Genomic DNA, 26,227 nt, shown 5'->3' on the forward strand with positions numbered 1-26,227 from the left:
CAGCGACGAATCACGAGCCGACACCTATCAGGCCTGGCTCCATCACTACAATCACCACAGACCCCACACCGGCATCGGCGGAGCCCGACCCTCAGACCGCGTTCACAACCTCACGGGGAACTACAACTAGCGGTTGCCAGAGGTCTGCTGACCGGCCGGAGGATTCGCACCCTCATCGGCAGCGGTGGCTGCAGCATTCGACGCCTCAACCGAAGCGGCATCGGCGGGCGCCGCGGTCTCCTCGACGGGGGTTTCGGTCGCTTCGGTCTCGACCGAAGCATCTTCGTTGTCCTCAGCGGGCGCGTCAGCGGGCTCCTCGACCTTGGCAGCCTTGGCGGGCTTGTCGGCCTTCGCGTTCGGCTTGGCGTTCACGGGCTCGAGCACGAGCTCGATCTGCACCATCGACGCGTTGTCACCCTTGCGGAAGCCGAGCTTCGTGATGCGGGTGTAGCCACCCTGGCGCTCGGCGACGAGCGGCGCGATCTCGGTGAAGAGTTCGTGGACGACGCTCTTGTCGCCGATGATCCCCATCACGCGACGACGCGAGTGCAGGTCACCGCGCTTCGCAAACGTGATGAGACGCTCAGCGACCGGACGCAGGCGCTTGGCCTTCAGCTCAGTCGTCTTGATGCTCTTGTGGGTGAACAGCGCCGCCGCGAGGTTGGCGAGCATGAGTCGCTCGTGGGCGGGGCCGCCTCCGAGGCGAGGACCCTTGGTGGGCTTAGGCATTTTCTAGATCTCCAGTAATCAAAAGGGGTGTCAGGGGGCGACCGGTGGGCCGGAGCAGCTAGTTGCTGCCCTCGGCCTCGTCGTAGCCGCTGTAGAAGTGGGCGCCGTCAAATCCGGGAACCGCATCCTTCAGCGACAGGCCCATCTCGACGAGCTTGTCCTTGACCTCATCCACCGACTTCTGACCGAAGTTGCGGATGTTCATGAGCTGGGTCTCCGAGAGGGCGACCAGTTCGCTCACGTTGTTGATGCCCTCGCGCTTGAGGCAGTTGTAGCTGCGCACGGAGAGATCGAGGTCTTCGATCGGCATGCTGAGCTCGGTCGAAAGCACGGCATCGACAGGAGCCGGGCCAATCTCAATACCCTCGGCTGCCGAGTTGAGCTCGCGGGCGAGGCCGAAGAGCTCGGTGAGGGTGCGACCCGCAGACGCGATGGCGTCGCGCGGCGTGATGGCAGGCTTCGTCTCGACATCGACGACGAGGCGGTCGAAGTCGGTGCGCTCACCGGCACGAGTCGCCTCGACGCGGTAGGTCACCTTGAGCACGGGCGAGTAGATCGAGTCGATCGGAATCTGACCGGCTTCGCTGAACTCATTGCGGTTCTGCGTCGCAGAAACGTAGCCACGGCCACGCTCGACCGTGAGCTCAAGCTCGAACTTCGCCTTGTCGTTGAGCGTCGCAATGAGCAGCTCAGGGTTGTGGATCTCAACACCGGCAGGAGCCGAAATGTCGGCCGCAGTGACCTGGCCGGAACCCTGCTTGCGCAGGTACGCCGTGATCGGCTCGTCGTGCTCGCTCGAAACAACGAGCTGCTTGATGTTCAGGATGATCTCGGTGACATCCTCCTTCACACCCGCAACGGTGCTGAACTCGTGCAGCACGCCGTCAATGCGGATGCTCGTGACGGCAGCACCGGGGATCGACGAAAGGAGGGTACGACGGAGGGAGTTTCCAAGGGTGTAGCCGAAGCCGGGCTCAAGCGGCTCGATCACGAAGCGTGAACGGAACTCGGAGATGTTCTCTTCGGAAAGAGTGGGACGCTGTGCAATGAGCACGTGTATTCCTTTCGGCAAAGTGTCCGCTATTTGACACTGAGGCGTTTCGGACGGGTGGCTGGCCCGCCGGTGAAGCTTGTGAAATTGTGGATGTGCGCCGGTTGAGTAGGGCCCGTCAGGCCCGAGTGCAACCCAAGTGAGGTGTCACTACGGCCGCGGGCGGCCTACTCAACCAGCAAAAAGCGTTAGACGCGGCGACGCTTGGGTGGGCGGCATCCGTTGTGCGCCTGCGGCGTCACATCATTGATGCTGCCAACCTCGAGGCCAGCGGCCTGAAGCGAGCGGATCGCAGTCTCACGACCTGAGCCGGGGCCCCTGACGAAGACGTCGACCTTCTTGACGCCGTGCTCCTGCGCCTGACGCGCAGCAGATTCTGCCGACATCTGTGCGGCGTACGGCGTCGACTTGCGCGAACCCTTGAAGCCGACGACACCGGACGACGACCAGCTGAGCACAGCTCCGGTCGGGTCGGTGATCGTCACGATCGTGTTGTTGAACGTCGACTTGATGTGGGCCTGACCCACGGCGACGTTCTTCTTCTCCTTGCGGCGCGGCTTGCGAGCGGCCGATTTCGGTGTTGCCAATGTCTTCTCCTAAAACCTTGATGGCGATGCGTGCCGAGCGGCCGCTATCGTGCCTTCTTCTTGCCGGCGACGGTGCGCTTCGGGCCCTTGCGGGTGCGAGCGTTCGTCTTCGTGCGCTGACCGTGGACGGGAAGGCCACGACGGTGACGGATGCCCTGGTAGCTGCCGATCTCGACCTTGCGGCGGATGTCGGCTGCGACCTCGCGGCGGAGGTCACCCTCCACCTTGTAGTTGCCCTCGATGAAGTCACGCAGCGCAATGAGCTGGTCGTCGGTGAGGTCCTTGACGCGGATGTTGACATCGATGCCGGTTGCCGTGAGCGCTTCGAGCGACTTGGTACGGCCGACACCGTAGATGTAGGTAAGTGCGACTTCAACGCGCTTATCACGCGGAATGTCGACGCCTGCTAGACGAGCCATTGTGGCTTCTCCTGTGTAGTGAGTGGAGGTCTGGAGCAGTACCGGTGCACCGGCCTCCAACCGGTGGTGTCCCCCGCGCTGCGGGATCTGGTGCTGCTCGTTATGTATTCAGTTGTGGGTGGCGCTGGACTTGGCTTAGCCCTGGCGCTGCTTGTGGCGCGGGTTGGACTTGCAGATGACCATCACGTTGCCGTGGCGGCGGATGACCTTGCAGTGATCGCAGATCGGCTTAACGCTGGGGTTGACCTTCATTGTGATTCCTTGGATCTCGCTGTCTTCGTACCCTCGGGATGCCGCGGGCCGTTACTTTCCAGCAGTGCTTACTTGTAGCGGTAGACGATCCGACCGCGGGTCAGGTCATAGGGGCTCAGCTCTACAATCACACGGTCCTCAGGGAGGATGCGGATGTAGTGCTGACGCATCTTGCCCGAGATGTGGGCAAGTACTTTGTGGCCGTTGGTCAGCTCAACGCGGAACATTGCGTTGGGCAGAGCTTCGACTACTGCGCCCTCGATTTCGATGACACCGTCTTTTTTGGCCATAGCCTCTTCGTCGCTAAAAGTATTGATTGCTGGTCATGCGGATTGTGGTGCCAGAAGTCGTGTGAAACACAACGCGTCAGCGCACAGGAGCGGCCAACAGACACCAAGGGTCTATCTTAGGTTATTTCCGCGCATTTCGCCAAGCCGACGCTATACTTCGGCGCCGGGTTCTTTGAACGGCGCCACGCCGAAGAGACTCCACTACGGAATTGCGACCGGCGTTACGCCGAGTGGCGCGAGCGCAGCCGCTCCGCCGTCATGTGCCGTCGTCACCCAGATGCCTTGTGAATGCACCACGACGGAGTGCTCCCAGTGCGCTGCCGCGGTGCCGTCGGCGGTCGCGATAGTCCACTCGTCTTCGCGGGTGAAGGTGTCGATCCCCCCGAGGGTCACCATCGGTTCGATGGCCACGCAGAGTCCGGGCTTCACTGCGGGTCCGCGATCGCGAACCCGGTAATTGAACACGGTTGGCGCCTCATGCATTGCGCGGCCGATGCCGTGGCCGACATAGTCCTCGAGAATGCCGTACTGACCCTGCGCATCAATGTGGTCTTCGATCGCTTCGCCAACCTCGTTGAGGTGTTTCGCGGTGGCGAGCCTCGCGATTCCATGCCACAGCGACTGCTCCGTGACATCCGAAAGGCGCTGTCGTTCGGCGACGATCTCAGGGCGCGTCGCATCGGGGATAACGACGCTTCGCGCGGAGTCGCCGTTCCAGCCACCGAGCAGGGCACCGCAGTCGATCGACACGATGTCGCCCGCCGCCAGCACGCGGTCGCCCGGGATGCCGTGGACGACCTCGTCGTTCACCGATGCACAAATCGTGTGCCGATAGCCGGGGACGAGAGCGAAATTGGGCTCGCCACCGCCGGCGCGAATGACACCCTCCGCGATCGCGTCGAGCTCCAACGTGGTCACACCGGGAGCGATCCGGTCAAACACTGCGTCGAGCGCCTTCGCTGTGAGCACACCTGGGGCGAGCATTCCCCGCAGATCGGCAGCGCTCTTGTAGATGCCCTTGCGCACGAAACTACTGGACGGTGACGGGACGGATGTCGCGGGCCGCGAGCCCGGCGAAGATGCGCTCGGTGATCTCATCCATGTCGCCGAGACCGTCAACCTCGACAAGAAGACCGCGCTGGTTGTACACATCGATGAGGGGACGCGTCTCGCGAGCGTAGACCTCCTGACGGTGCCGGATCGCGTCTTCAGAGTCGTCGACCCGGCCCTGCTCGATGGCACGCTTGCGGAGACGAGCGACAACCTCATCTTGATCTGCGACGAGCTGGATGACAGCGTCAAGCGACGTGCCCTTGCCGCTGAGAAGCTCATCGAGGTAGGCCACCTGGTCGAGCGTGCGCGGGTAGCCGTCGAGCAAGAATCCTTCGCGGGCGTCGTCTTCTTCAATTCGACTCGCGATGAGGGCGTTCGTCAGCGAATCGGGCACGTAATCGCCCGAGTCGACAATCGCCTTCACCTCGACGCCGAGGGGCGTCTCGCGCGCGATGTTGTCGCGGAAGATGTCGCCGGTCGAGATTGCCGGGATGCCGAAGCCTCCCGTGAGACGAGCGGCCTGGGTGCCCTTGCCGGCGCCCGGGGGGCCGACGATCAGCATGCGGGTCATCGGAGAAGTCCTTCGTAGTGCCGCTGCTGCAACTGCGAGTCGATCTGCTTGACGGTCTCAAGACCGACGCCGACGATGATCAGAATGCTGGCGCCACCGAACGGGAAGTCCTGGTTGGCGCCGACGGTTGCGAGCGCGATGAGCGGGATGAGTGCGACGAGGCCGAGGTAGAGCGAACCGGGGAGGGTGACCCTGGTGAGCACGTAGTCGAGGTACTCGGCAGTGGGGCGACCGGCCCGGATCCCGGGGATGAAGCCGCCGTATTTCTTCATGTTGTCGGCGACCTCTTCAGGGTTGAAGGTGATCGCGACGTAGAAGTAGGTGAACCCGATGATGAGGAAGAAATAGATCGCCATGTACAACGGGTTGTCACCCGAGGTCAGGTTGTCTTGCACCCACTGCACCCAAGGCTCGGCAAGGTCGCCGTTCGCCGGCTGATTGAACTGCGCGATGAGGGCGGGAAGATAGAGCAGCGATGAGGCGAAGATGACAGGGATGACACCGGCCATGTTCACCTTGATCGGGATATAGGTGTTGTTGCCGCCATAGGTGCGCCGACCGACCATACGCTTGGCATACTGCACCGGAACCCGTCGCTGCGACTGCTCGACGAAGACGACGGCACCCATGATGAGGATGCCGACCGCGATCACCATAAGGAACGTCTCGAAGCTGCGGGCAACTGCGATGCTCCAGAGCGCGGACGGGAAGGTGGCGGCGATGGAGATGAAGATCAGCAGCGACATCCCGTTGCCGATGCCCCGCTCAGTGATGAGCTCACCCATCCACATGATGAGACCGGTGCCGGCCGTCATGGTGATGATCATGAGCAGGATGGCGTACCAGGCCTCATTCGTGATGAGCGACGAACACTCAGCTGCGGAGGAGCCGAAGAGCGTTCCGCTGCGGGCGACCGTGATGAGGGTGGTCGACTGCAGCACGCCAAGCGCGATTGTGAGGTATCGCGTGTACTGCGTCAGCTTCGACTGACCCGTCTGTCCCTCCTTGTGGAGAGTGTCGAAGTGCGGGATGACCACGCGGAGCAGCTGCACGATGATCGACGCCGTGATGTACGGCATGATGCCGAGCGCGAAGACTGAGAGCTGCAGGAGGGCGCCACCGCTGAAGAGGTTGACGAGCTCATAGAGGCCGGTCGCGCTATTGTCGGCCGCGATGCAGCTCTGCACGTTCGCGTAGTCGACGAACGGCGCGGGAATGAATGATCCCAGCCGAAAGAGCGCAACGATTCCGAGCGTGAAGCCGATCTTCCGCCGCAGGTCGGGCGTGCGAAAGATGCGCGCGATAGCTCTGAACACGAAGCCTCCAGGTTGTGCTTAGGGGAGCCGGTCGGGGGGCCCCATGCAGGGGCCACCCAAAACGACTATTTGACGGAGCCGCCGGCTGCGACGATCTTCGACTCAGCTGAGCCGGAGACTTTGTCCACTGCAACGTTCAGCTTAACCGCAATGTCACCCTGTCCGAGAACCTTGACCTTCTCGTTCTTGCGAACCGCGCCCTTGGCGACGAGGTCGCTCACCGTGACATCTCCACCCTTGGGGTAGAGCTCGGCGAGCTTCTCAAGGTTCACAACCTGGTACTCGACGCGGAACGGGTTCTTGAACCCGCGCAGCTTCGGTGCACGCATGATGCTGTTCAGGTTGCCACCCTCAAGGCCAACGCGCACCTGGTAGCGGGCCTTGGTGCCCTTGGTTCCACGACCGGCCGTCTTGCCCTTGGAGCCTTCACCACGACCAACGCGGGTCTTGGCCTTCTTCGAGCCCGGGGCTGGACGCAGGTGGTGCATCTTGAGCACCTGCGCACGAGCCTCCTCGGCAGGAGCAGCCTTCTTCGCCGGAGCCTTCTTGGCGGGCGTCGAAGCGGCCGTCTCGTCGGATTTCGCGGTCGACGCGCTCGATGCCTTCGCAGGAGCCTTGTCAGCAGCCTTCTTGGCCGGAGCCTTGTCGGCAGCGGCCTTCGCCGGAGCCTTCTTCGCAGGCGCCTTGTCAGCAGCAGCCTTCGCCGGAGCCTTGTCTGCGGCCTTCGTGGCCGGAGCCTTGTCGGCAGCGGCCTTCGCCGGAGCCTTCTTCGCTGGCGCCTTGTCAGCAGCGGCCTTCGCCGGAGCCTTCTTGGCGGCAGCCGGAGCTTTCGTCGATTCCGCCTTCGCGGTCGACTTTTTCTCTTCAGCCATTAGTCAATCTCCTCGACCTTCACCAGGTGAGCGACCTTGCGGACATAGCCGCGGTTCTGCGCGTTGTCCTCGCGGACGACTGAGTCGTTGATCCGCTTGAGGCCAAGGCTGCGAAGGGTGTCGCGCTGGTCCTGCTTCTCGCTAATTTTGGACTTGATTTGGGTTACCTTGAGGCGAGCCATCAGGCACCTGCCTTTGCTGTCGCTGCGGCCTTCGCCGTAGCTGCCTGGATGCGGAGGATCTGCTCGGGGACGACGTCCTCGATCGCGAGACCACGACGCGCGGCGACGGCGCTCGGCTCCTCGAGCTCCTTCAGCGCAGTGACGGTCGCGTGCACGATGTTGATCGTGTTCGACGAACCGAGCGACTTGCTGAGGACATCGTGGATGCCTGCACACTCGAGCACGGCGCGAACCGGGCCACCGGCGATAACACCGGTACCGGCGGCAGCCGGACGAAGAAGGACTACGCCGGCGGCAGCCTCACCCTGCACGGGGTGCGGGATGGTGTTGCCGACGCGGGGGACGCGGAAGAAGTTCTTCTTCGCCTCCTCGACGCCCTTCGAGATCGCGGTCGGAACCTCGCGTGCCTTGCCGTAGCCAACACCGACCAGACCGTTGCCGTCTCCGACGACGACGAGAGCGGTGAAGCTAAAGCGACGACCACCCTTGACGACCTTCGAGACGCGGTTGATCGTGACGACACGCTCCAGGAACTGGCTCTTGTCGGAGTCACGGCTGCCACGCTGCTGGTTGGGGTTGCGCTCGCGACCGCCACGACGGGCTTCACGGGGCTCGTTCCGGGTGGACTCCGTCGATGCGGCAGTCTCCACCGGCACGTCGGCTACTACTTCAGCCACAGCCTGCTCCTTGTTTGTTGTTTCTTCGCTCACAGGTTCAAACCACCCTCTCGAGCTCCCTCGGCGATGGCCGCGACGCGACCCGCGTAACGGTTGCCACCACGGTCAAATACGACATCGGCGACACCCGCCTGCTTGGCGCGCTCTGCGACGAGCTCGCCGACCTTGCGAGCCTTGGCGGTCTTGTCACCGTCGAAGCCGCGCAGGTCAGATTCCATCGTCGACGCCGATGCGACCGTGTGGCCCCGGCTGTCATCGACAACCTGGACGAAGACGTGACGCGCCGAACGTGTCACGACCAGACGTGGACGTGCCTCCGTGCCAACGACCTTCTTGCGAAGACGTGCGTGCCGGCGGCCCTTGGCGGCCGACTTGCTCTTGCCTCGTGTTCCGAGAGCCATGTTACTTACCACTCTTTCCGGCCTTGCGGCGGACTACCTCGCCGGCGTAGCGAACGCCCTTGCCCTTATAAGGCTCCGGCTTGCGGATCTTGCGAATGTTGGCGGCGACCTCACCGACCTGCTGCTTGTCGATGCCCTGCACCGACAGCTTGGTGTTGCCCTCGACCGCGAACGTGATGCCCGCTGGCGGGTCGACGGTGACGGAGTGCGAGAAGCCGAGGGCGAACTCAAGCGAGGCACCCTTCTGCTGCACTCGGTACCCGGTACCGACAATCTCAAGGCCCTTGGTGTAGCCCTGCGTGACGCCGACAATGTTGTTGGCGATGAGCGTGCGGGTCAGACCGTGAAGCGAACGCGAATCGCGCTCGTCGTCGGGACGGGTCACAATGACCTGGCCCTCTTCGACCTTGACCTCGATGGGGCGTGCGACGACGAGCGAAAGCTCGCCCTTCGGGCCCTTGACGGAGACGGCAGTGCCATCAACCGTGATGTCGACACCAGCTGGGATGTCGATGGGAAGACGTCCGATTCGTGACATGGGATTACCACACGTAGGCGAGGACTTCCCCACCCACGCCCTTCTTTGTCGCCTGGCGGTCCGTGAGGAGGCCAGAGGAGGTCGACAGGATGGCGACGCCGAGCCCACCGAGCACGCGCGGGATCTCGGTCGACTTCGCGTAGACGCGGAGGCCTGGCTTGGAGACGCGCTTAAGCCCCGCAATGGAGCGCTCACGGTTCGGGCCGTACTTCAGGTCAAGCGTCAGAGTCTGGCCGACGCGGGCATCCTCGACCTTCCAGCCGCTGATGTATCCCTCCTTCTGGAGGATCTCCGCGAGGTGCGTCTTGAGCTTGCTGCTCGGCATCGACACGGTGTCATGAAACGCCGAATTGGCGTTCCGCAGTCTGGTCAGCATGTCTGCGACCGGATCTGTCATTGTCATGTGTTCATATTCCTTAACTCGGCCGGTTTCGACATCCGTTGCGCGAATGCCGACCCTGCCGATCGGTGTTACTTGGTCTTTGCGTCGTCGGTCTTGAACGGGAAGCCGAGCGACTTGAGGAGCGCGCGGCCCTCGTCGTCGTTCTTCGCGGTCGTGACGATCGTGATGTCGAAGCCGCGAACGCGGTCGATCTTGTCCTGGTCGATCTCGTGGAACATCGACTGCTCGTTGAGACCGAAGGTGTAGTTGCCGTTGCCGTCGAACTGCTTGGGGCTGAGCCCACGGAAGTCGCGGATACGCGGAAGCGCGAGCGAGATCAGGCGGTCGAGGAACTCCCACGCGCGGTCGCCACGAAGGGTGACGTGCGCGCCGATGGCCTGACCCTCGCGGAGCTTGAACTGCGCGATCGACTTGCGGGCGTTTGTCACCTGCGGCTTCTGGCCCGTGATGGCGACGAGGTCGCGAACGGCACCGTCGATCACCTTGCTGTCACGTGCGGCCTCGCCGACACCGGTGTTCACGACGATCTTGACCAAGCCTGGGACCTGGTGAACGTTGGTGAAGCCGAACTGCTCCTTGAGCTGCCCGGCGATCTCGTTGCGGTACTTCAGCTTGAGGCGCGGCTGGATTTTGCCAGTCACGGTTGCTGTGTCAGTCATTACAGGTCCTTACCTGAAGCTTTGGCGTAGCGGACGCGCACGGTCTTGCCTGCGGCGTTGGTCTCTACGCGGTGGCCGACGCGAGTCGGCTTCTTGGATTCTGGGTCGACCAGGGCAATGTTCGAGATGTGAAGCGGAGCCTCATGCGTCTCGATGCCGCCAGTCTTGGTGCCGCGCTGCGTCTGGCCGACGCGAACGTGCTTCGTGACGAGGTTCACGCCCTCAACAACCACGCGGTTCTTCTCGACGAGTACCTCGAGCACACGACCCTGCTTGCCACGGTCTCCGCCGCGAGCCTGGGTGCGACCGGTGATCACCTGGACCAGGTCGCCCTTTTTGATCTTCGCCATGACTAAATAACCTCCGGTGCCAGCGAGACGATCTTCATGAACTTCTTGTCACGAAGCTCACGACCGACCGGGCCGAAGATGCGGGTACCACGGGGGTCCCCATCAGCCTTCAGGATGACCGCTGCGTTCTCGTCAAACTTGATGTACGAGCCGTCTGAACGGCGCGTCTCCTTCTTGGTGCGAACGATGACCGCCTTCACGACGTCACCCTTCTTCACGTTGCCGCCCGGGATCGCATCCTTCACCGTCGCGACGATGACATCGCCGAGACCGGCGTAGCGACGGCCGGAGCCACCGAGAACGCGAATCGTAAGCAGCGACTTGGCGCCCGAGTTATCGGCTACCTTGACCCTGGATTCCTGCTGAAGCATTTGTGTGTCCTTTAAATTTCAAAGCAAGTTGGCTGTTGTCTCGAACCCGAGACTGCGGCCTACTTGGCCTTCTCGAGGATTTCTACGAGGCGCCAACGCTTTGTTGCGCTCAACGGACGGGTCTCGCTGATGACGACGAGGTCGCCGATGCCCGCCGAGTTGGTCTCGTCGTGAACCTTGCGCTTTTCGGTGCGGCGGATGACCTTGCCGTAGAGCGGGTGCTTTACGCGGTCTTCGACCTCAACGACTATGGTTTTGTCCATCTTGTCGGAGACGACGTAGCCGCGCTGCGTCTTGCGATAGCCGCGAACGATGGGCTCGACGGCGACCTTCTCTTCTGCCTTCGCCATTACTTGGCCTCCTCGGTCTTGTCGGCCTCAGGAGCCGCGTCAGCAGCATCCTTCTTCGCCTTGGTCTTCTTCTCAGCCTTCGCCGGAACCTCAACCGGTGCGGGGGTGGCACGGATGCCCAGCTCGCGCTCACGGATGACCGTGTAGATACGAGCGATGTCGCGCTTGACGGCGCGCAGGCGTCCGTGGCTCTCAAGCTGGCCGGTGGCCGCCTGGAACCGCAGGTTGAAGAGCTCTTCTTTGGCCTTCTTGAGTTCGTCGACGAGTCGCTCGTCTTCGAATGTGTCGAGCTCGGGTGTCGCGAGCTCCTTGGAACCGATCGCCATTATGCGTCGCCCTCCTCGCGCTTGATGATGCGCGCCTTCAATGGAAGCTTGTGGATTGCACGGGTGAGTGCTTCGCGAGCGAGGGTCTCATCGACGCCGGCGACCTCGAAGAGCACGCGGCCCGGCTTGACGTTGGCGACCCACCACTCGGGCGAACCCTTACCGGAACCCATGCGGGTTTCGGCAGGCTTCTTGGTCAGCGGGCGGTCGGGGTAGATATTGATCCACACCTTTCCGCCTCGCTTGATGTGACGCGTCATGGCGATACGAGCGGCCTCGATCTGACGGTTCGTGACATAAGCAGGCGTGATCGCCTGGATGCCGAACTCGCCAAAAGTCACCGTGGTGCCACCGGTGGCGTGACCACTCCGGCTGGGGTGGTGCTGCTTGCGGAACTTGACCTTACGTGGGATCAACATGGTTATGCCTCAACTCCTGCTGCTGCTACTGGAGCGGCCTCAGCCCGGGGGGCCGAGCTCGGCGCGCCACCGCGACGCGGACGGTCATCGCGACGATCGTCACGACGGTCCGGACGCGACGACTTCTGGTTCGCCTGCTCGCGAGCGAGCTCCTTGTTGGTGATGTCGCCCTTGTAGATCCAGACCTTCACGCCGATGCGGCCGAAGGTGGTCTTGGCCTCGTAGAAGCCGTAGTCGATGTTCGCGCGAAGCGTGTGCAGCGGCACACGACCCTCACGGTAGAACTCCGAACGGCTCATCTCGGCGCCGCCGAGACGGCCGGACACCTGGATACGGACACCCTTGACACTGCCAGTGCGCTGAGCACCCTGGAGTCCCTTGCGCATTGCGCGACGGAACGCCACGCGAGCGCTGAGCTGCTCCGCGATGCCCTGGGCGACGAGTTGTGCCTCGGCCTCGGGGTTCTTCACCTCGAGGATGTTGAGCTGGATCTGCTTCTTCGTGAGCTTCTCGAGGTCAGTGCGAATGCGCTCCGCCTCGGCGCCACGACGACCGATCACGATGCCCGGACGGGCGGTGTGAATGTCGACGCGGACACGGTCACGGGTGCGCTCGATCTCGATGCGCGCAACGCCGGCGCGGTCGAGCGACGTCTTGAGCAGGTTGCGGATCTTGATGTCCTCGGCCACATAGTCGCTGTAGCGCTGGCCTGCCTTGGTGCTGTCAGAGAACCAGCGCGACACGTGGTCGGTGGTGATTCCCAAACGGAACCCGTAGGGATTGACTTTCTGGCCCATTACTTCTTCCCTGCCTTCGCAGTCGTCTTCTTCGCATCGACCTCGTCAGGCGTGGCCAGCACGACAGTGATGTGGCTGGTGCGCTTGAGGATCTGGAACGCACGTCCCTGCGCACGCGGCTGGAACCGCTTGAGCGTGGTGCCCTCGTCGACGTAGGCCTGGCTGATGTACAGGTCCTGCTCGTCGAGGAAGCTGTTGCTGGCATCCGCCTTCACCCGTGCGTTCGCGATCGCCGAGGCGACCAGCTTGAACACGGGGTCGCTCGCACCCTGGGGCGCGAACTTGAGGATGGCCAGGGCCTCATGAGCCTGCTTGCCGCGGATCATGTTGACGACACGACGAGCTTTCATAGGGGTCACGCGGATGTGTCGCACGCGGGCGATCGACTCCACCATTTCTCTACCTCCTTCACCACCGCGATTAGCGGCGGCGACCCTTCTTGTCGTCCTTCACGTGTCCACGGAAGGTGCGGGTGGGAGCAAACTCACCGAGCTTGTGCCCAACCATGGTCTCGGTGACGAACACCGGGATGTGCTTGCGACCGTCGTGCACCGCGATGGTGTGACCCAGCATGGCTGGGACGATCATCGAGCGGCGCGACCAGGTCTTGATCACGTTCTTGGAGCTGGCCTCGTTCTGTGCGGCGACCTTGCGAAACAGGTGCTCATCGACGAAGGGGCCCTTTTTAAGACTGCGTGGCATTTTCTACCCTGTATTCCTTTTCCTGGGCTACTTGCGCTTCTTGCCGACGTTGCGGCGACGAACGATGAGCTTGTCGCTCTCGCGTTTTGCCTTACGGGTACGACCCTCAGACTGGCCCCACGGGCTGACGGGGTGACGTCCACCGGACGTCTTGCCCTCACCACCACCATGCGGGTGGTCGACCGGGTTCATAGCGACACCACGGACAGTCGGGCGAACGCCCTTCCACCGCATACGGCCGGCCTTGCCCCAGTTGATGTTCGACTGCTCGGCGTTGCCGACCTCGCCGATCGTGGCGCGGCAGCGTGCGTCGACGTTGCGGATCTCACCTGACGGCATACGCAGCTGGGCGTAGGGGCCATCCTTGGCGACGAGACGCACCGAAGCACCGGCCGAGCGGGCGATCTTTGCACCGCCACCTGGCTTGAGCTCGATGGCGTGAATGACCGTACCGACTGGGATGTTCTTGAGCGGGAGGTTGTTGCCCGGCTTGATGTCGGCACCTGCACCCGACTCGATGATGTCGCCCTGCTTCAGCTTGTCTGGCGCGATGATGTAGCGCTTCGAGCCGTCGAAGAAGTGCAGCAGCGCGATGCGCGCCGTGCGGTTGGGGTCGTACTCGATGTGCGCGACCTTGGCGTTCACGCCGTCCTTGTCATTGCGACGGAAGTCGATGACGCGGTACTGGCGCTTGTGACCGCCACCGATGTGACGCGTCGTGATGCGTCCGGCGTTGTTGCGGCCACCCGTCTTGGGCAGCGGACGGAGCAGCGACTTCTCAGGCGTCGACCGAGTGATCTCAGCGAAGTCTGCGACCGAAGAACCGCGACGACCAGGGGTCGTGGGCTTGTACTTGCGAATTGCCATTAGTTATTCCTCTACGCGTCTAATCAGCGCCGGCTAGCCGACAGCCGTGAAGATGTCGATGGAACCGGACTTGAGCGTCACGATGGCGCGCTTGGTGTTCTTGCGCTTGCCGATGCCGAACTTGGTGCGGCGCGTCTTGCCCTGCTTGTTGAGCGTGTTGATCGATGCGACCTGCACGTTGAAGATCTTCTCGATCGCAAGCTTGATCTCGGTCTTGTTCGACCGGGGGTCGACCTCGAACGTGTACTTGCCCTGATCGATCAGGCTGTAGCTCTTTTCAGAGACGACCGGCGCGAAGATGACATCGCGGGGGTCTTTGTACGTGGCGCTCATGCGCTCACCTTCGCTTCCGTATCAGAGGCAGACTTCTCGGCCTTGGGAGCAACGAACGCGTCGAAGGCACCCTTGGTGAAGACGATGTCATCGCTCACGAGCACGTCATACGCATTGAGCTGGTCCTGGGACAGCACGTGAACGCCCGGGATGTTGCGAACGCTCTTGTGGCTGACCACATCATCTCGCTCGAGCACGATGAGCACGTTCCGGCTGTTCGCAATGTTCGCGAACAACTCGAGGACCGACTTCGTCGAGGGCACCTCGCCCAGGGCGAGGGAATCGACGACGTGGATGCGCTCGCCGCGAGCGCGGTCGGACAGAACCCCGCGAAGGGCTGCAGCGATCATCTTCTTGGGCGTGCGCTGCGCGTAGTCGCGCGGCACGGGCCCGTGGACGATGCCACCACCACGGTGCTGTGGCATACGAATCGAGCCCTGACGAGCGCGACCCGTGCCCTTCTGCTTGTGCGGCTTGCGGCCAGCACCGGACACCTCGCCACGACCCTTGGTCTTGTGCGTGCCCTGGCGTGCGGCTGCACGCTGGGCGACGACGACCTGGTGGATCAGGGGGATGTTGGTCTGGACATCGAACGTCTCGGCGGGAAGGTCGACCGAGCCGACCTTCTTGCCCTTCACGTCGATGACGTCAATTGCGGTAGCCATGGAGATCAGGCTCCCTTCACTGCGTTGCGAACGAAAACGATGCGGCCACGAGCGCCGGGAACGGCACCCTTGACGAGCAGCAGGCCCTTCTCGGCGTCGACCGCCTGAACCGTGAGGCTCTGGACGGTAACGCGCTCGCCACCCATACGACCGGCCATGCGCATGCCCTTGAAGACACGGCTGGGGGTCGACGAGGCGCCGATGGAACCCGGCTTGCGGTGGTTGCGGTGCGCACCGTGCGAAGCGGAAACGCCCTTGAAGTTGTGGCGCTTCATGACACCGGCGAAGCCCTTGCCCTTGCTGGTGCCGACGACGTCGACCTTCTGGCCTGCCTCGAAGATGTCGACCGTGAGCTCCTGACCGAGCGTGTACTCGGAGGCGTCAGCGGTGCGGATCTCGGTGAGGTGGCGGCGAGGCGTGACGCCAGCCTTGTCGAAGTGGCCGGTGGCCGGCTTGTTCGACTTGCGGGGGTCGATCTGCCCGTAGGCGATCTGCACGGCCTCGTAGCCGTCGACCTCTGGCGTGCGCACCTGGGTGACGACGTTGGGGGTGATCTCGATGACGGTCACGGGGATGAGCTTGTTGTTCGCATCCCAGACCTGGGTCATGCCGAGCTTCTTGCCCAGCAGTCCCTTTCGGGTCGTAGTAGTAGCCATGGTGATCCTTACAGCTTGATCTCGATGTTGACGTCGGCCGGCAGGTCGAGACGCATGAGCGAGTCGACAGCCTTCGGCGTCGGGTCAATGATGTCGATCAAGCGCTTGTGAGTGCGCTTCTCGAAGTGCTCGCGGCTGTCCTTGTACTTGTGAGGAGAGCGGATCACGACGACCACATTCTTCTCAGTAGGAAGGGGCACCGGACCGACGACGGTCGCGCCTGCACGGGTCACCGTGTCGACGATCTTGCGCGCCGAGCTGTCAATGACCTCGTGGTCATACGACTTAAGTCGGATGCGGATCTTCTGTCCCGCCATGTCTGACTCTCTCTCTTTAGTACCAAGTGCGTCTTCACGCACACGCTGCGGAGCACTTCTGCTGTCGCACCACTGTTTTTATGTCAATCGCTCTGCCTCGCGGCACAGCGCCGTACCAAACTCGACGCTCAGGCAGATGCCATCACTGGGCACACGGCGAACCGCATGTGTATTGAGTGTTGATGAAGCTTCGTTCTGCTCCCCGCGGCCTAGATGCTCACCCCGGCCGTGGCCCGAGCGTCAAATCTATGCACTGCCTGGCAGTGATCCCGACCCCGGCGTTGACCACCGGGCGGAAATGTTGAACTAGAAGAGTTTGCCACATTCATCACCATGCTGCAACCCGGGCGTGTCGCGGCGGCGAGTCGCCGAGGTCCCGACCCTCGACGCCTACGTCAGCAGGTCGATCAGGCTGGATTCTGCGGCGTTCAAGCGCAGCGGATCGATCGTGGCACCGCGCTCGAAGCGATCGAGAACACGCGGGTCGATGTAGCTTTTGCGCGCGATTGCCGGGGTGTTGCCGAGCACCTCGGCCGCAGCATCCGCCGCCCGCTTGATCGCGCGCGCCCGTGCCGCTGCCGAGCGTTGCGGGCCAATGCGCGCGAGGCTCACCGCGGCCGCAATCGTGCCGTGCAGAGTGCGGAAGTCCTTCGCCGTGAAGTCCCCGCCAGTGCGCCGGCGCACATCGTCATTGATCTCCTCAGCCGAAAGCGGATGCCACAGCTCACCATCGCGCCAGGCGAGCAGTCGCTCATCACCACCACGCCGCTTGAGCATGCGCAGGAGCCGCGCAAGGTCGGGATCGGCGATCGTGGACGACCATTCGATGCCGCCCTTCGCCGGAAACTCCAGCGTGATCGCGTCGGCCCCGATTCGGGCGTGGCGGCACAGCAGCGTGGAGAGACCGTGGCTGCCGTTCGCATCGACGTACTGTTCTGAGCCGACACGCAGGCTCCCCCGATCGAGCATCCTGAACGCCCCTGCCAGTATCCGCTCGCGCGACGCCCCGTCGCCGCGCAGGTCGATCGTCACCGATCGCCGCGCCCCCGTGAGGCTGCTCGCAAGCTCAAGCGCCCGGTCGAACTTGACCCGATCTTTCTGCTCGCGCCACGACTGGTGATAGAGGTACTGCCTGCGACCGGCCGCATCGACCCCGGTCGCCTGGATGTGCCCATTCGGGAAGGGAGAGATCCAGACATCCGTCCAGGCTGGCGGAATCGCGAGCGCGGCGATGCGGTCACGAGTCGCGGCATCCGCGGGAGATCCGGCCGCGTCACGATAGGAGAAGCCACTGCCACTGCGGCGGCGAGAGAAGCCCGCCCCCGAGGTGTTGGATCGCCGCAGCCTCATGCGCTCGCTCCGTGCTCTGGACGGCCGAGCCACCAGAGGTGTGTGATGGCGGCCGCGATGATCGCGGACAGCGCGAAGAGTGACGCCGTGACGAGCGAGATCGCCACAATCAGGAGCGCCCAGCCACCCTCAACGAGCGCCACGAGAAACCACCCGAGCGTTGTCGCCCCCGCACACGCGAGCGTGATCACTACCGTCGCCGCAAACAGTCGTGAGCCCGGGCGGTGACGCCAGCGGATGTTCACCGCCACGACGAGCGCGCACCAGACCGGGACCGTGAACCAGAGGGTGCTCCACAGGAGACGCGGCCCGCCAGAGAGAAACGCGGACGCGACATCGTCGCCGCCGACGAGCTCGACGGTGCCAGCACCGAGCAGCGTCAGCAGTGCCGTCACGCCGACCGTGAGGCTGCTCGCCGCGAAAGCCCGTCCGAGCGTGTGCACCGTCGCGGCGGCGTCGCCCGGTCGGAGTCTGCGTTCAACCTTCTCCATGGTGCGCTCAGGCTAGCCCAACGCGCGGGCCCCCAGCAGTCCCGCGAACGGGAATGCCACTGGGGACGACAAAGGGCCCACGACCGAAGTCGTGGGCCCAACGCGCGAGTGGTCTTGCGACTACTTGAGAACCTTCGTGACCTTGCCGGCGCCAACGGTGCGGCCACCCTCACGGATGGCGAAGCCGAGGCCCTCCTCCATGGCGATCGGCTGGATCAGCTCGACCGTCATTTCGGTGGTGTCACCAGGCATGACCATCTCGGTGCCCTCAGGCAGCGTGATGACGCCGGTGACGTCGGTGGTGCGGAAGTAGAACTGCGGACGGTAGTTCGCATAGAACGGGTTGTGACGGCCACCCTCATCCTTGGAAAGGATGTAGGCGGTGCCCTCGAAGTTCGTGTGCGGCGTCACCGAGCCGGGCTTGACGACAACCTGGCCACGCTCGACATCTTCGCGCTTGGTGCCACGGAGGAGCAGACCACAGTTCTCACCGGCCCACGCCTCGTCGAGCTGCTTGTGGAACATCTCGATACCCGTGACCGTGGTCTTCTGCGTCGGGCGGATGCCGACGATCTCGACCTCGGAGTTGATCGCGAGGGTGCCACGCTCAGCGCGACCCGTCACGACGGTGCCACGACCGGTGATCGTGAACACGTCTTCGATCGGCATGAGGAAGGGCTTGTCCTTGTCGCGCACGGGGTCGGGGACGTTGTTGTCCACGGCCTCCATGAGCTCCAGCACGGAGTTGACCCACTTCTCGTCACCCTCGAGAGCCTTGAGGCCCGAGACGCGAACGACGGGAGCGTTGTCGCCATCGAACTCCTGGCTCGAGAGCAGCTCGCGAACCTCGAGCTCGACGAGCTCCAGGATCTCTTCGTCGTCGACCATGTCGGACTTGTTGAGCGCAACGAGCAGGTACGGAACACCAACCTGGCGAGCGAGCAGCACGTGCTCACGCGTCTGGGCCATTGGGCCGTCGGTCGCCGCAACCACGAGGATTGCGCCGTCCATCTGGGCAGCACCCGTGATCATGTTCTTGATGTAGTCGGCGTGACCAGGAGCATCGACGTGCGCGTAGTGGCGCTTCGGCGTCTCGTACTCGACGTGCGAGATGTTGATCGTGATGCCGCGCTGGCGCTCTTCTGGAGCGGAGTCGATCGACGCGAAGTCGCGCTGAACGTTGGTCGCCGACGGGTACTTGTCAGCAAGCACCTTGGAGATCGCCGCCGTGAGCGTCGTCTTTCCGTGGTCGACGTGACCGATCGTTCCGATGTTTACGTGCGGCTTGGTCCGCTCGAACTTGGCCTTAGCCACTATGGTCCTCCTCAGGACTCTGGTGCAGGCATCCGAAATCATCGGACGCGTGCTGGGTGGAGTGTGTATTTATGTTACTCGGGGCAGGCTGCCCCAGCGAATTCGGGCTATTCGCCCTTGTTCTTCTGAACGATCTCGTCGGCGACTGCCTTCGGGACCTCCGCGTAGCTGTCGAAGGACATCGAGTACACCGCACGGCCAGAGGTCTTGGACCTCAGGTCGCCAACATACCCGAACATCTCTGACAGTGGAACCTTGGCCGCGATGACCTTGACACCAGTCGCATCTTCCATCGACTGAATCTGTCCACGACGAGAGTTGAGGTCACCAATAACGTCACCCATGTACTCTTCGGGCGTGCGCACCTCGACCGCCATGAGCGGCTCAAGGAGCACTGGGCTCGCCTTGCGAGCGGCCTCCTTGTACGCCATCGAACCGGCGATCTTGAACGCCATCTCCGAAGAGTCGACGTCGTGGTAGGCGCCATCGAGCAGGGTCGCCTTGACACCGACCGTGGGGAACCCGGCCAGAACACCCGTCTGCATGGCGTCTTTGATTCCGGCATCGATCGACGGGATGTACTCGCGCGGCACACGGCCACCCGACACCTTGTCGACGAACTCGTACGAGACCTCAGGAGTGACCTCCATGGCCTCGAGCATGATCTGCACCTTGGCGAACTGGCCGGAACCACCGGTCTGCTTCTTGTGGGTGTAGTCGTGCTTCTCGACCGTGCGACGGATCGTCTCACGGTAGGCCACCTGGGGCTTGCCCACGTTGGCCTCAACCTTGAACTCGCGCTTCATGCGGTCAACGAGGATGTCGAGGTGAAGCTCACCCATACCCTTGATGACGGTCTGGCCGGTCTCGTAGTTGAGCTCGACGCGGAACGTAGGGTCTTCTTCAGCGAGCTTCTGGATGGCCGTGCCGAGCTTCTCCTGGTCGGCCTTCGTCTTCGGCTCGATCGCCACCTCGATGACGGGCTCTGGGAACGTCATCGACTCGAGCACAACCTGCTGGTTGAGATCGCAGAGCGTGTCGCCCGTCGTCGTGTCTTTGAGGCCGATGACCGCGTAGATGTGACCGGCGGTGACGCTGTCAACCGGGTTCTCTTTGTTCGCATACATCTGGAAGATCTTGCCGATGCGCTCCTTCTTGCCCTTGGTGGAGTTGGAGACGGCAGATCCGCTCTCGAGCTTGCCCGAGTAGACGCGGATGTAGGTGAGGCGACCGAAGAAGGGGTGCACCGCAACCTTGAACGCGAGTGCGGCGAAGGGCTCGTCGGCGCTGGGAAGGCGCTCGATGATCTTCTCTTCGTCGCGGGGGTCGCGGGCCTCGGTGGCACCGACATCGAGCGGGTTCGGCAGGTAGTCGACGACCGCGTCAAGCATCGGCTGCACGCCGCGGTTCTTGAACGCCGAGCCACAAAGCACCGGGTAGATCTCGCTCGCGACGGTGAGCTTGCGGATGGCGGCCTTGATCTCAGCAACCGTCAGCTCTTCGCCGCCGAAGTACTTCTCCATGAGCGCGTCATCGGTCTCGGCGACGGCCTCGAGCAGCTGCGTGCGGTATTCGGCAGCCTTCTCCTTGAGGTCTTCGGGGATCTCTTCGATGTCGTACTTGGCGCCCATCTGGACGTCACCCTTGGAGTCGCCGCGCCACGTGAGCGCGCGCATCTCGACCAGGTCGACGACACCCTCGAAGTTCGACTCCTCGCCGATGGGCAGCTGAATGACGAGCGGCTTCGCACCGAGGCGCTTCACGATCGTGTCGACCGTGAAGTAGAAGTCGGCACCCATCTTGTCCATCTTGTTGACGAAGCAGATGCGCGGGACGTTGTACTTGTCGGCCTGACGCCAGACGGTCTCAGACTGGGGCTCAACGCCCTCCTTGCCGTCGAAGACAGCAACGGCACCGTCGAGCACGCGGAGCGAACGCTCCACCTCAACCGTGAAGTCGACGTGACCGGGGGTGTCGATGATGTTGATCTGGTTCTTGTTCCAGAAACACGTCACAGCAGCGGACGTGATCGTGATGCCACGCTCCTGCTCCTGCTCCATCCAGTCGGTGGTCGAGGCGCCGTCGTGCGTCTCGCCGATCTTGTGGTTGACGCCCGTGTAAAACAGGATGCGCTCAGTCGTGGTGGTCTTGCCAGCATCGATGTGCGCCATGATGCCAATGTTGCGGACCTTGTTCAGGTCGGTGAGCACTTCCTGTGCCACGGTGGTCCTCCGAAAGTTGGGGGTGAAAGGGGTGACGGGCCGAGCAGGCCGCAAGGAACCGTGCCGAAACGAGGTTTCGATACGGCCCTGGCGGGCCTACTCAACCAGCAGAGCTGACTGCTACCAGCGGTAGTGCGAGAACGCCTTGTTGGCCTCAGCCATCTTGTGCGTGTCCTCGCGACGCTTGACCGCCGCGCCGAGACCGTTCGATGCGTCGAGGATCTCATTGGTGAGACGCTCGGTCATCGTCTTCTCACGACGGCCCTTCGCGTAGGTCGTCAACCAGCGGAGCGCGAGCGTGTTCGCACGGTGCGGCTTGACCTCGACGGGGACCTGGTAGGTGGAGCCACCGACGCGGCGGCTCTTGACCTCAAGGGTGGGGCGCACGTTGTCGAGCGCCTTCTTGAGGGTGACGACGGCATCCTGACCGTTCTTGGCGGCGACCGCCGCGAGCGCGTCGTAAACGATGCGCTCAGCGAGGGACTTCTTGCCGTCGAGAAGGATCTTGTTGACGAGCTGGCTGACGATGGGGGCGCCGTAGACCGGGTCGATCGCTACGGGGCGCTTAGGAGCTGGTCCCTTGCGAGGCATTACTTCTTCTCCATCTTCGCGCCGTAGCGGCTGCGAGCCTGCTTGCGGTTCTTGACGGCCTGCGTGTCAAGGGCACCGCGAACGATCTTGTAGCGGACACCGGGGAGGTCCTTGACTCGGCCACCGCGCACGAGCACCATCGAGTGCTCCTGCAGGTTGTGACCCTCGCCCGGAATGTAGGCGGTAACCTCGGTGCCGTTCGAGAGCTTCACTCGAGCGACCTTGCGAAGGGCCGAGTTCGGCTTCTTCGGGGTCGTGGTGTAGACACGCGTGCACACGCCGCGCTGCTGGGGATTGGCCTTCAGGGCGGGAGCCTTGGTCTTGACGACCTTGGGGCTGCGTCCCTTACGGACCAACTGCTGAATAGTTGGCACTGCTTACTCCTTGGATATCCTGCACGGTGACAGTCTGTTGCTCATCGCATCCGACGCCATCTCGAGGTCCGAGATGATCTGGATGCTTGCTAGACCCATCGGAATGGCAGGACGAGTCCTGGATTCACAGTGATGGGTATGCCGTGGGAGCCCGGCGCGACCGTGAGGTCACGCCCGAAACTCGATTCCGGATGGTGCCAGATCGTGCACCCCTCACGCCCCGTCGTAAACTCCCGGGCACGAGCAAGCGCACAGCAAAGCGCACACCTACTAGAGAATAGTCGGCGCGGGTCAGCGGGTCAAATGGCGATGACCCCGGAACGCGGTGAGAATGCTAGCGCTCAACCGCGCCGTAGCGGGCACGGTTCTCTGCCAGCTCGCGCTCGTAGGCCGCGCGCGACTCCACATTGCGCGCCTTGACGCGACGGCCGCGCGACGCGATTGCCGCGCCAAACCAAATCGCCACCTCTCGAGCAACGATCAGGGCGACGAGCATCGGGGCGCTCATCGCGAGCCGCTCCCACGTGCCCTGCGCCTCGGCCGGCGTCATGGCAACCACATTCTGGAGCAGCATGATGATGCCGATCGACGCGAGATAGGTCACAATCGCGACGACGAGGCTGCCGAGCACCCACGCCCACCATCCCGCGCGATTGATCATGAGGACCGCGAGGACAAAGACGACGAGGAACACGAGGGTCGGGACGATAAAGCCGCTCGACGCAATGAACCCGGCGAGGTCGAAGGGCCGACCAGCCGCGACGTAGGCGATTGCGGTGATCATGCTGTGGAGCAGTGCGAACGCGATCGCGCCGAGCACGGCGAGCAACGTGCCGATGCCGCGGTTGCCCTTCTTGCGGGGCGGGGTGGGGGCGGTGACGTAGACGGTCTGCGGCTGCGCGGCCGGCGCGGGAGCAACCGGCTCGGCGACTGGGTGGGCGGACGTTGCATCGGTCTGCGCGCCACCCGTCTCTGCGCTCTCAGCGCTCGTTTCAGTAGCGAGCGGCTCCTGCACCCCTGTCGGAAGCGGGGATGCCTCGGCGGCTTCGGTCTGCTGCGGCTCGACGAGGGGCTCCGGCGGTGTGGGTGCCGTGTCGACATGCTCCTCGACTGCTGCGTCGTCGACGGGTGTAGCGGCCGACTCATCGGCAACGTCGGACTGGGGGCGTTTGTCGTCAGACGCGTTGGTCATGGTGACTCCTCAGGCTCGGGCGCGCCGCGATCCGCGGAAAGCGCGCGCCCCATGCTAGCAACGCCCCCGAATGCGGGGCGGGCGGCGTGCCGACTCGCAGCCGACTCCCTGCACACCAGGGGTTGCACTCAGTTGACTGCGACGTCGTCCTCTTGAGCGACAGAATCCGTCGACTCGGTGGCCGACACCGACGATGCGTCGCGAAGGATGAAGAGTTGGCCGGTGACCGTGGCTGTCGTGACGGGCGAGAGCCCGCTAAAGCCGTCTGGGAGGTCGAGATCGTGGATCAGCGTGTATCGATTGGTCTGCTGCAGGCGGGAGATCGCGTCGAGGACCGCCGATTCCGCGCCCTGGACCTCGATCGTCAGGGTGAGCGTGAGGAAGTTGTCCGGGCTCACGGTGCCGAGTGCCGCTTGCAGCTCGGAGTTGTTTGTCTCCACTTCGGGCGCGATGTAGACCTCGGGGCCTTCGAAGCCCACGAGACTAATGATGGTGCCGGAGGCGACACCGATCGCCTCGATTTCCCGGTAGAAGTCGGAGAAACTCGAATTGGAAGGAAACGCCGCGCGCAGCTCTTCAAGTTCAGCCTCAAGGGCGGGCAGATCTGCATCGAGCGCCTTGAGCTGCTCAATGGTCGCCTCATGTGCAGCGTTCGTCGCCTCTACCGACGCGCGCTCCGCGTCGGCGGTGCTCGCCTCATCGAGCCTCGGCGAGATGCCCAGGAACCAAGTGCCCGCAAGTAGTCCGAGGATGACGACCACGGCGATCAGGGTCGCCAATCGTGATGTCGAGTCGTTCATTCCTGCGTCTCCTCATCGGTCGACTCTTCGTCGGAATCCGCGGCACTTTCGAAGTACCGCAACTCGTGGGCACCCTCATCGATGTTCAGGGAGAGTTCGACGATGTAGCGATTGGACTCGTCGAGAACCGCCTCAGAGATCGAATAGCCGACGAAGCCGGGGAGGTCCTCGATGTTTTCAAGCCAGGCCGCAATGCCCGAGAGGGATTCGAAACTGGCGCCGAAGACGATCGTGCCTGTGCGCGGGGCCTCCACTCCCTCCTTGGGAACAGGAGGAGTTTCGGTCGTGGTCAATGAGTCGACAGTGACCGAGGTGATGATGCCATCACCCGGCAGCACGGCCCGGGCTTCAGTGAAGTAGGGCACCCAGAGCACCTCATTGGCGGAGGCCACCAGCCGGGCGCTCTTCGCCGACTCGAGTGTCATAGAAACGTTTCGCGCTTCTGAATACTCGCCCTGCTCTTGCAGGAGAGCCTGCGTGCGCGTTCGCTCCACATCGAGATTGAGTTGGCTGGCGATCGCGAGCGTCGTGACGGCGCCGTAAGCGACAATACAGACCCCCAGCACGGCGATCGTGAGCAGGATCAGGCCGCGGACTGCGCGGCGCGCCAGCTTCTTCTGCCGTATCTCTGGCGGCAAGAAATCGATGCGGGGCTCGCCACCGATGACGACGGCGGTGTCTTTGGCGCTCATGCCTTGCTCCCCAATGCGAGTCCTAGCGCAACCGAGTAGCGATCGGGGTTGCCTGATCCCGATTCCGCGGACTTGGCCACCTTGACCCCACTGAATGAGTCGTCGCTCACAACCGTGACGCGCGTGAGTTCAAACAGGGCCGCTGCGAACCCAGGGAGCCGCGATGCACCGCCGGTGAGGACGATGCGCACGATCGGGTCATCCGGGTGCGAGTTGACGAAATAGTTGAGCGTGTTGCGGAGGCCGTTGAGCAACTGCCCGGTCGACTCGTAGATGACCTCGATCGCAGGACGATGCTCTGGCGCCGCCCCCGCGGTGATGATCCCGAGTCCACGCTTGACCTGCTCGGCGAGCTCGCGGGTCATGTCGAGGCGCTGGACGAGCGCATCCGTGATGTCGTCGCCACCCGCCGGGATGATTCGCACGAATTGAGGGATGCCATTGCTGGCGATCACGACGTTCGTCGTTGTCGCACCGATGTCGACGAGGGCGGTCGTGCCGCGGGCGTTCTCACCACGTACATGCACTCGGGTGAGCGCGAACGGAATGAGATCGACTTCCACTGGCACAAGACCAGCGAGCTCGACGGCATTGACGTTGGCCATCACGGCCTCCTTGATGGCGGCAACGAGCAGCCCGTGAATGACCGGGCCGTTCTCGCTGTCGCCCTCGGAAACGGGGTAGAAGTCGAGGAGGGCGTCTGCGACTGGCACCGGCAGCATCTCCTGCACCTGGAACGGCAGGGATTCACGGATGCGTGCGAGCGGCATCCTCGGCACGGTGAGGTCGCGCGCGAGCACCCGCTGGTTGCCCATGCCGAGCGCGACGGTCTTGCTCTTGAAGCCGCCCTCACTCCAGAGCCGCTTGAGGCTCGCCGCCACCGTGTGCACTTCGAGAACGTCCCCGCTTCGCGCGGCGCCCTCCGGCAGCGGCACTTCGTGAAATCGCTCGATCGTCGGACGCGAGCCCGCAGGATCGAGTACCTCAACGGCTCGGATGGCATCGTTTCCGATGTCGACTCCGACAATGCGTTTGGCCATAGTTCAGC

Annotated in this window: 40 protein-coding genes; 1 reads left to right on the forward strand and 39 read right to left on the reverse strand. The window is 63.3% G+C overall.

Annotated elements, in window-relative coordinates; genetic code table 11:
- The coding region (locus tag ACY48M_RS08745; RefSeq protein WP_462820537.1) for an integrase core domain-containing protein at window positions 1–130 on the forward strand (130 nt) is incomplete at its 5' end.
- On the opposite strand, the gene rplQ is transcribed toward ACY48M_RS08745, so the two are convergent.
- From rplQ to pilM, 39 genes are all read right to left on the reverse strand, one after another.
- The gene (gene rplQ / locus ACY48M_RS08750; RefSeq protein WP_462819902.1) at window positions 127–729 is read right to left on the reverse strand and encodes a 50S ribosomal protein L17; all 603 of its coding nucleotides are present in this window, start codon (window positions 727–729) and stop codon (window positions 127–129) included. The genes ACY48M_RS08745 and rplQ overlap by 4 nt on opposite strands.
- 58 nt (window positions 730–787) lie before the next feature.
- Window positions 788–1,783, reverse strand: coding sequence for a DNA-directed RNA polymerase subunit alpha (locus tag ACY48M_RS08755; protein WP_462819903.1), 996 nt, complete (start codon window positions 1,781–1,783; stop codon window positions 788–790).
- Window positions 1,784–1,968: 185 nt separating this feature from the next.
- Window positions 1,969–2,367, reverse strand: coding sequence for a 30S ribosomal protein S11 (gene rpsK, locus ACY48M_RS08760; RefSeq protein ID WP_462819904.1), 399 nt, complete (start codon window positions 2,365–2,367; stop codon window positions 1,969–1,971).
- A 44-nt stretch (window positions 2,368–2,411) separates the two neighbouring features.
- Window positions 2,412–2,786, reverse strand: a complete 375-nt coding sequence (gene rpsM, locus ACY48M_RS08765; RefSeq protein WP_462819905.1) for a 30S ribosomal protein S13 — start codon at window positions 2,784–2,786, stop codon at window positions 2,412–2,414.
- 135 nt (window positions 2,787–2,921) lie between these two features.
- Window positions 2,922–3,038 carry a 50S ribosomal protein L36 gene (gene rpmJ, locus ACY48M_RS08770; RefSeq protein ID WP_022893853.1) on the reverse strand — a complete coding sequence of 39 codons (117 nt, stop codon included), beginning with the start codon at window positions 3,036–3,038 and terminating at the stop codon, window positions 2,922–2,924.
- Window positions 3,039–3,106: 68 nt separating this feature from the next.
- A complete protein-coding gene (gene infA / locus ACY48M_RS08775) occupies window positions 3,107–3,328 on the reverse strand; it encodes a translation initiation factor IF-1 (protein WP_022883252.1) in 222 nt (73 codons plus the stop codon).
- 201 nt (window positions 3,329–3,529) lie between these two features.
- On the reverse strand, window positions 3,530–4,354 hold the full coding sequence (gene map / locus ACY48M_RS08780) for a type I methionyl aminopeptidase (protein ID WP_462819906.1): 825 nt from the start codon (window positions 4,352–4,354) through the stop codon (window positions 3,530–3,532).
- Window positions 4,355–4,358: 4 nt separating this feature from the next.
- A complete protein-coding gene (locus tag ACY48M_RS08785) occupies window positions 4,359–4,952 on the reverse strand; it encodes an adenylate kinase (RefSeq protein WP_462819907.1) in 594 nt (197 codons plus the stop codon).
- Window positions 4,949–6,268, reverse strand: coding sequence for a preprotein translocase subunit SecY (secY, locus tag ACY48M_RS08790; RefSeq protein WP_462819908.1), 1,320 nt, complete (start codon window positions 6,266–6,268; stop codon window positions 4,949–4,951). The genes ACY48M_RS08785 and secY overlap by 4 nt, the downstream gene beginning before the upstream one ends.
- Before the next feature lie 65 nt (window positions 6,269–6,333).
- On the reverse strand, window positions 6,334–7,140 hold the full coding sequence (rplO, locus tag ACY48M_RS08795; RefSeq protein WP_462819909.1) for a 50S ribosomal protein L15: 807 nt from the start codon (window positions 7,138–7,140) through the stop codon (window positions 6,334–6,336).
- Window positions 7,140–7,322 (reverse strand): 50S ribosomal protein L30, encoded by a 183-nt coding sequence (rpmD, locus tag ACY48M_RS08800; protein WP_462819910.1) that lies wholly within the window; start codon window positions 7,320–7,322, stop codon window positions 7,140–7,142. The genes rplO and rpmD overlap by 1 nt, the downstream gene beginning before the upstream one ends.
- Window positions 7,322–7,978 (reverse strand): 30S ribosomal protein S5, encoded by a 657-nt coding sequence (gene rpsE, locus ACY48M_RS08805; RefSeq protein WP_462820538.1) that lies wholly within the window; start codon window positions 7,976–7,978, stop codon window positions 7,322–7,324. The genes rpmD and rpsE overlap by 1 nt, the downstream gene beginning before the upstream one ends.
- A gap of 50 nt (window positions 7,979–8,028) precedes the next feature.
- Window positions 8,029–8,400, reverse strand: a complete 372-nt coding sequence (gene rplR, locus ACY48M_RS08810; protein WP_462819911.1) for a 50S ribosomal protein L18 — start codon at window positions 8,398–8,400, stop codon at window positions 8,029–8,031.
- A 1-nt stretch (window position 8,401) separates the two neighbouring features.
- Complete coding sequence (gene rplF, locus ACY48M_RS08815) at window positions 8,402–8,938, reverse strand: 50S ribosomal protein L6 (protein WP_462819912.1); 537 nt, start codon at window positions 8,936–8,938, stop codon at window positions 8,402–8,404.
- A gap of 4 nt (window positions 8,939–8,942) precedes the next feature.
- Window positions 8,943–9,341 (reverse strand): 30S ribosomal protein S8, encoded by a 399-nt coding sequence (rpsH, locus tag ACY48M_RS08820; protein ID WP_462819913.1) that lies wholly within the window; start codon window positions 9,339–9,341, stop codon window positions 8,943–8,945.
- 68 nt (window positions 9,342–9,409) lie between these two features.
- On the reverse strand, window positions 9,410–10,000 hold the full coding sequence (rplE, locus tag ACY48M_RS08825; protein ID WP_462819914.1) for a 50S ribosomal protein L5: 591 nt from the start codon (window positions 9,998–10,000) through the stop codon (window positions 9,410–9,412).
- Entirely contained in the window at window positions 10,000–10,350 is a 351-nt protein-coding gene (gene rplX / locus ACY48M_RS08830; protein ID WP_462819915.1) for a 50S ribosomal protein L24, read from the reverse strand. Before rplX ends, rplE begins: the two co-directional genes overlap by 1 nt.
- Window positions 10,351–10,352: 2 nt before the next feature.
- The gene (gene rplN / locus ACY48M_RS08835) at window positions 10,353–10,721 is read right to left on the reverse strand and encodes a 50S ribosomal protein L14 (protein WP_462819916.1); all 369 of its coding nucleotides are present in this window, start codon (window positions 10,719–10,721) and stop codon (window positions 10,353–10,355) included.
- Window positions 10,722–10,780: 59 nt separating this feature from the next.
- Window positions 10,781–11,071 carry a 30S ribosomal protein S17 gene (rpsQ, locus tag ACY48M_RS08840; protein WP_462819917.1) on the reverse strand — a complete coding sequence of 97 codons (291 nt, stop codon included), beginning with the start codon at window positions 11,069–11,071 and terminating at the stop codon, window positions 10,781–10,783.
- Window positions 11,071–11,397, reverse strand: a complete 327-nt coding sequence (gene rpmC, locus ACY48M_RS08845) for a 50S ribosomal protein L29 (protein ID WP_462819918.1) — start codon at window positions 11,395–11,397, stop codon at window positions 11,071–11,073. Before rpmC ends, rpsQ begins: the two co-directional genes overlap by 1 nt.
- Entirely contained in the window at window positions 11,397–11,816 is a 420-nt protein-coding gene (gene rplP, locus ACY48M_RS08850; protein WP_462819919.1) for a 50S ribosomal protein L16, read from the reverse strand. The genes rpmC and rplP overlap by 1 nt, the downstream gene beginning before the upstream one ends.
- Before the next feature lie 2 nt (window positions 11,817–11,818).
- Window positions 11,819–12,613 (reverse strand): 30S ribosomal protein S3, encoded by a 795-nt coding sequence (rpsC, locus tag ACY48M_RS08855; RefSeq protein ID WP_462819920.1) that lies wholly within the window; start codon window positions 12,611–12,613, stop codon window positions 11,819–11,821.
- Complete coding sequence (gene rplV / locus ACY48M_RS08860; protein WP_462819921.1) at window positions 12,613–13,008, reverse strand: 50S ribosomal protein L22; 396 nt, start codon at window positions 13,006–13,008, stop codon at window positions 12,613–12,615. Before rplV ends, rpsC begins: the two co-directional genes overlap by 1 nt.
- Window positions 13,009–13,033: 25 nt before the next feature.
- The gene (rpsS, locus tag ACY48M_RS08865) at window positions 13,034–13,315 is read right to left on the reverse strand and encodes a 30S ribosomal protein S19 (protein WP_462819922.1); all 282 of its coding nucleotides are present in this window, start codon (window positions 13,313–13,315) and stop codon (window positions 13,034–13,036) included.
- Window positions 13,316–13,342: 27 nt separating this feature from the next.
- Window positions 13,343–14,182, reverse strand: coding sequence for a 50S ribosomal protein L2 (gene rplB / locus ACY48M_RS08870; protein ID WP_462819923.1), 840 nt, complete (start codon window positions 14,180–14,182; stop codon window positions 13,343–13,345).
- Between the two features lie 33 nt (window positions 14,183–14,215).
- Entirely contained in the window at window positions 14,216–14,515 is a 300-nt protein-coding gene (gene rplW / locus ACY48M_RS08875) for a 50S ribosomal protein L23 (protein ID WP_462819924.1), read from the reverse strand.
- On the reverse strand, window positions 14,512–15,180 hold the full coding sequence (rplD, locus tag ACY48M_RS08880; protein WP_462819925.1) for a 50S ribosomal protein L4: 669 nt from the start codon (window positions 15,178–15,180) through the stop codon (window positions 14,512–14,514). Before rplD ends, rplW begins: the two co-directional genes overlap by 4 nt.
- Before the next feature lie 5 nt (window positions 15,181–15,185).
- A complete protein-coding gene (gene rplC, locus ACY48M_RS08885) occupies window positions 15,186–15,836 on the reverse strand; it encodes a 50S ribosomal protein L3 (RefSeq protein WP_462819926.1) in 651 nt (216 codons plus the stop codon).
- 8 nt (window positions 15,837–15,844) lie between these two features.
- Window positions 15,845–16,153 carry a 30S ribosomal protein S10 gene (rpsJ, locus tag ACY48M_RS08890; RefSeq protein WP_021010896.1) on the reverse strand — a complete coding sequence of 103 codons (309 nt, stop codon included), beginning with the start codon at window positions 16,151–16,153 and terminating at the stop codon, window positions 15,845–15,847.
- Window positions 16,154–16,543: 390 nt separating this feature from the next.
- Window positions 16,544–17,503: a DNA topoisomerase IB gene (locus tag ACY48M_RS08895; protein ID WP_462819927.1), complete on the reverse strand. Its 960-nt coding sequence runs from the start codon at window positions 17,501–17,503 to the stop codon at window positions 16,544–16,546.
- The gene (locus tag ACY48M_RS08900; protein ID WP_462819928.1) at window positions 17,500–17,994 is read right to left on the reverse strand and encodes a hypothetical protein; all 495 of its coding nucleotides are present in this window, start codon (window positions 17,992–17,994) and stop codon (window positions 17,500–17,502) included. Before ACY48M_RS08900 ends, ACY48M_RS08895 begins: the two co-directional genes overlap by 4 nt.
- Before the next feature lie 120 nt (window positions 17,995–18,114).
- Window positions 18,115–19,308 carry an elongation factor Tu gene (gene tuf / locus ACY48M_RS08905; protein WP_462819929.1) on the reverse strand — a complete coding sequence of 398 codons (1,194 nt, stop codon included), beginning with the start codon at window positions 19,306–19,308 and terminating at the stop codon, window positions 18,115–18,117.
- Window positions 19,309–19,415: 107 nt separating this feature from the next.
- On the reverse strand, window positions 19,416–21,530 hold the full coding sequence (fusA, locus tag ACY48M_RS08910) for an elongation factor G (protein WP_462819930.1): 2,115 nt from the start codon (window positions 21,528–21,530) through the stop codon (window positions 19,416–19,418).
- A 120-nt stretch (window positions 21,531–21,650) separates the two neighbouring features.
- Window positions 21,651–22,121 carry a 30S ribosomal protein S7 gene (rpsG, locus tag ACY48M_RS08915; protein ID WP_462819931.1) on the reverse strand — a complete coding sequence of 157 codons (471 nt, stop codon included), beginning with the start codon at window positions 22,119–22,121 and terminating at the stop codon, window positions 21,651–21,653.
- On the reverse strand, window positions 22,121–22,495 hold the full coding sequence (gene rpsL / locus ACY48M_RS08920) for a 30S ribosomal protein S12 (protein WP_027692591.1): 375 nt from the start codon (window positions 22,493–22,495) through the stop codon (window positions 22,121–22,123). The genes rpsG and rpsL overlap by 1 nt, the downstream gene beginning before the upstream one ends.
- A gap of 334 nt (window positions 22,496–22,829) precedes the next feature.
- Window positions 22,830–23,687, reverse strand: coding sequence for a hypothetical protein (locus ACY48M_RS08925; protein ID WP_462819932.1), 858 nt, complete (start codon window positions 23,685–23,687; stop codon window positions 22,830–22,832).
- Between the two features lie 128 nt (window positions 23,688–23,815).
- Complete coding sequence (locus ACY48M_RS08930) at window positions 23,816–24,487, reverse strand: hypothetical protein (protein ID WP_462819933.1); 672 nt, start codon at window positions 24,485–24,487, stop codon at window positions 23,816–23,818.
- Complete coding sequence (locus ACY48M_RS08935; RefSeq protein WP_462819934.1) at window positions 24,484–25,179, reverse strand: hypothetical protein; 696 nt, start codon at window positions 25,177–25,179, stop codon at window positions 24,484–24,486. Before ACY48M_RS08935 ends, ACY48M_RS08930 begins: the two co-directional genes overlap by 4 nt.
- Window positions 25,176–26,219, reverse strand: coding sequence for a type IV pilus assembly protein PilM (pilM, locus tag ACY48M_RS08940; protein ID WP_462819935.1), 1,044 nt, complete (start codon window positions 26,217–26,219; stop codon window positions 25,176–25,178). Before pilM ends, ACY48M_RS08935 begins: the two co-directional genes overlap by 4 nt.
- Window positions 26,220–26,227: the final 8 nt, after the last annotated feature.

It is taken from the genome of Homoserinimonas flava (assembly GCF_054969005.1).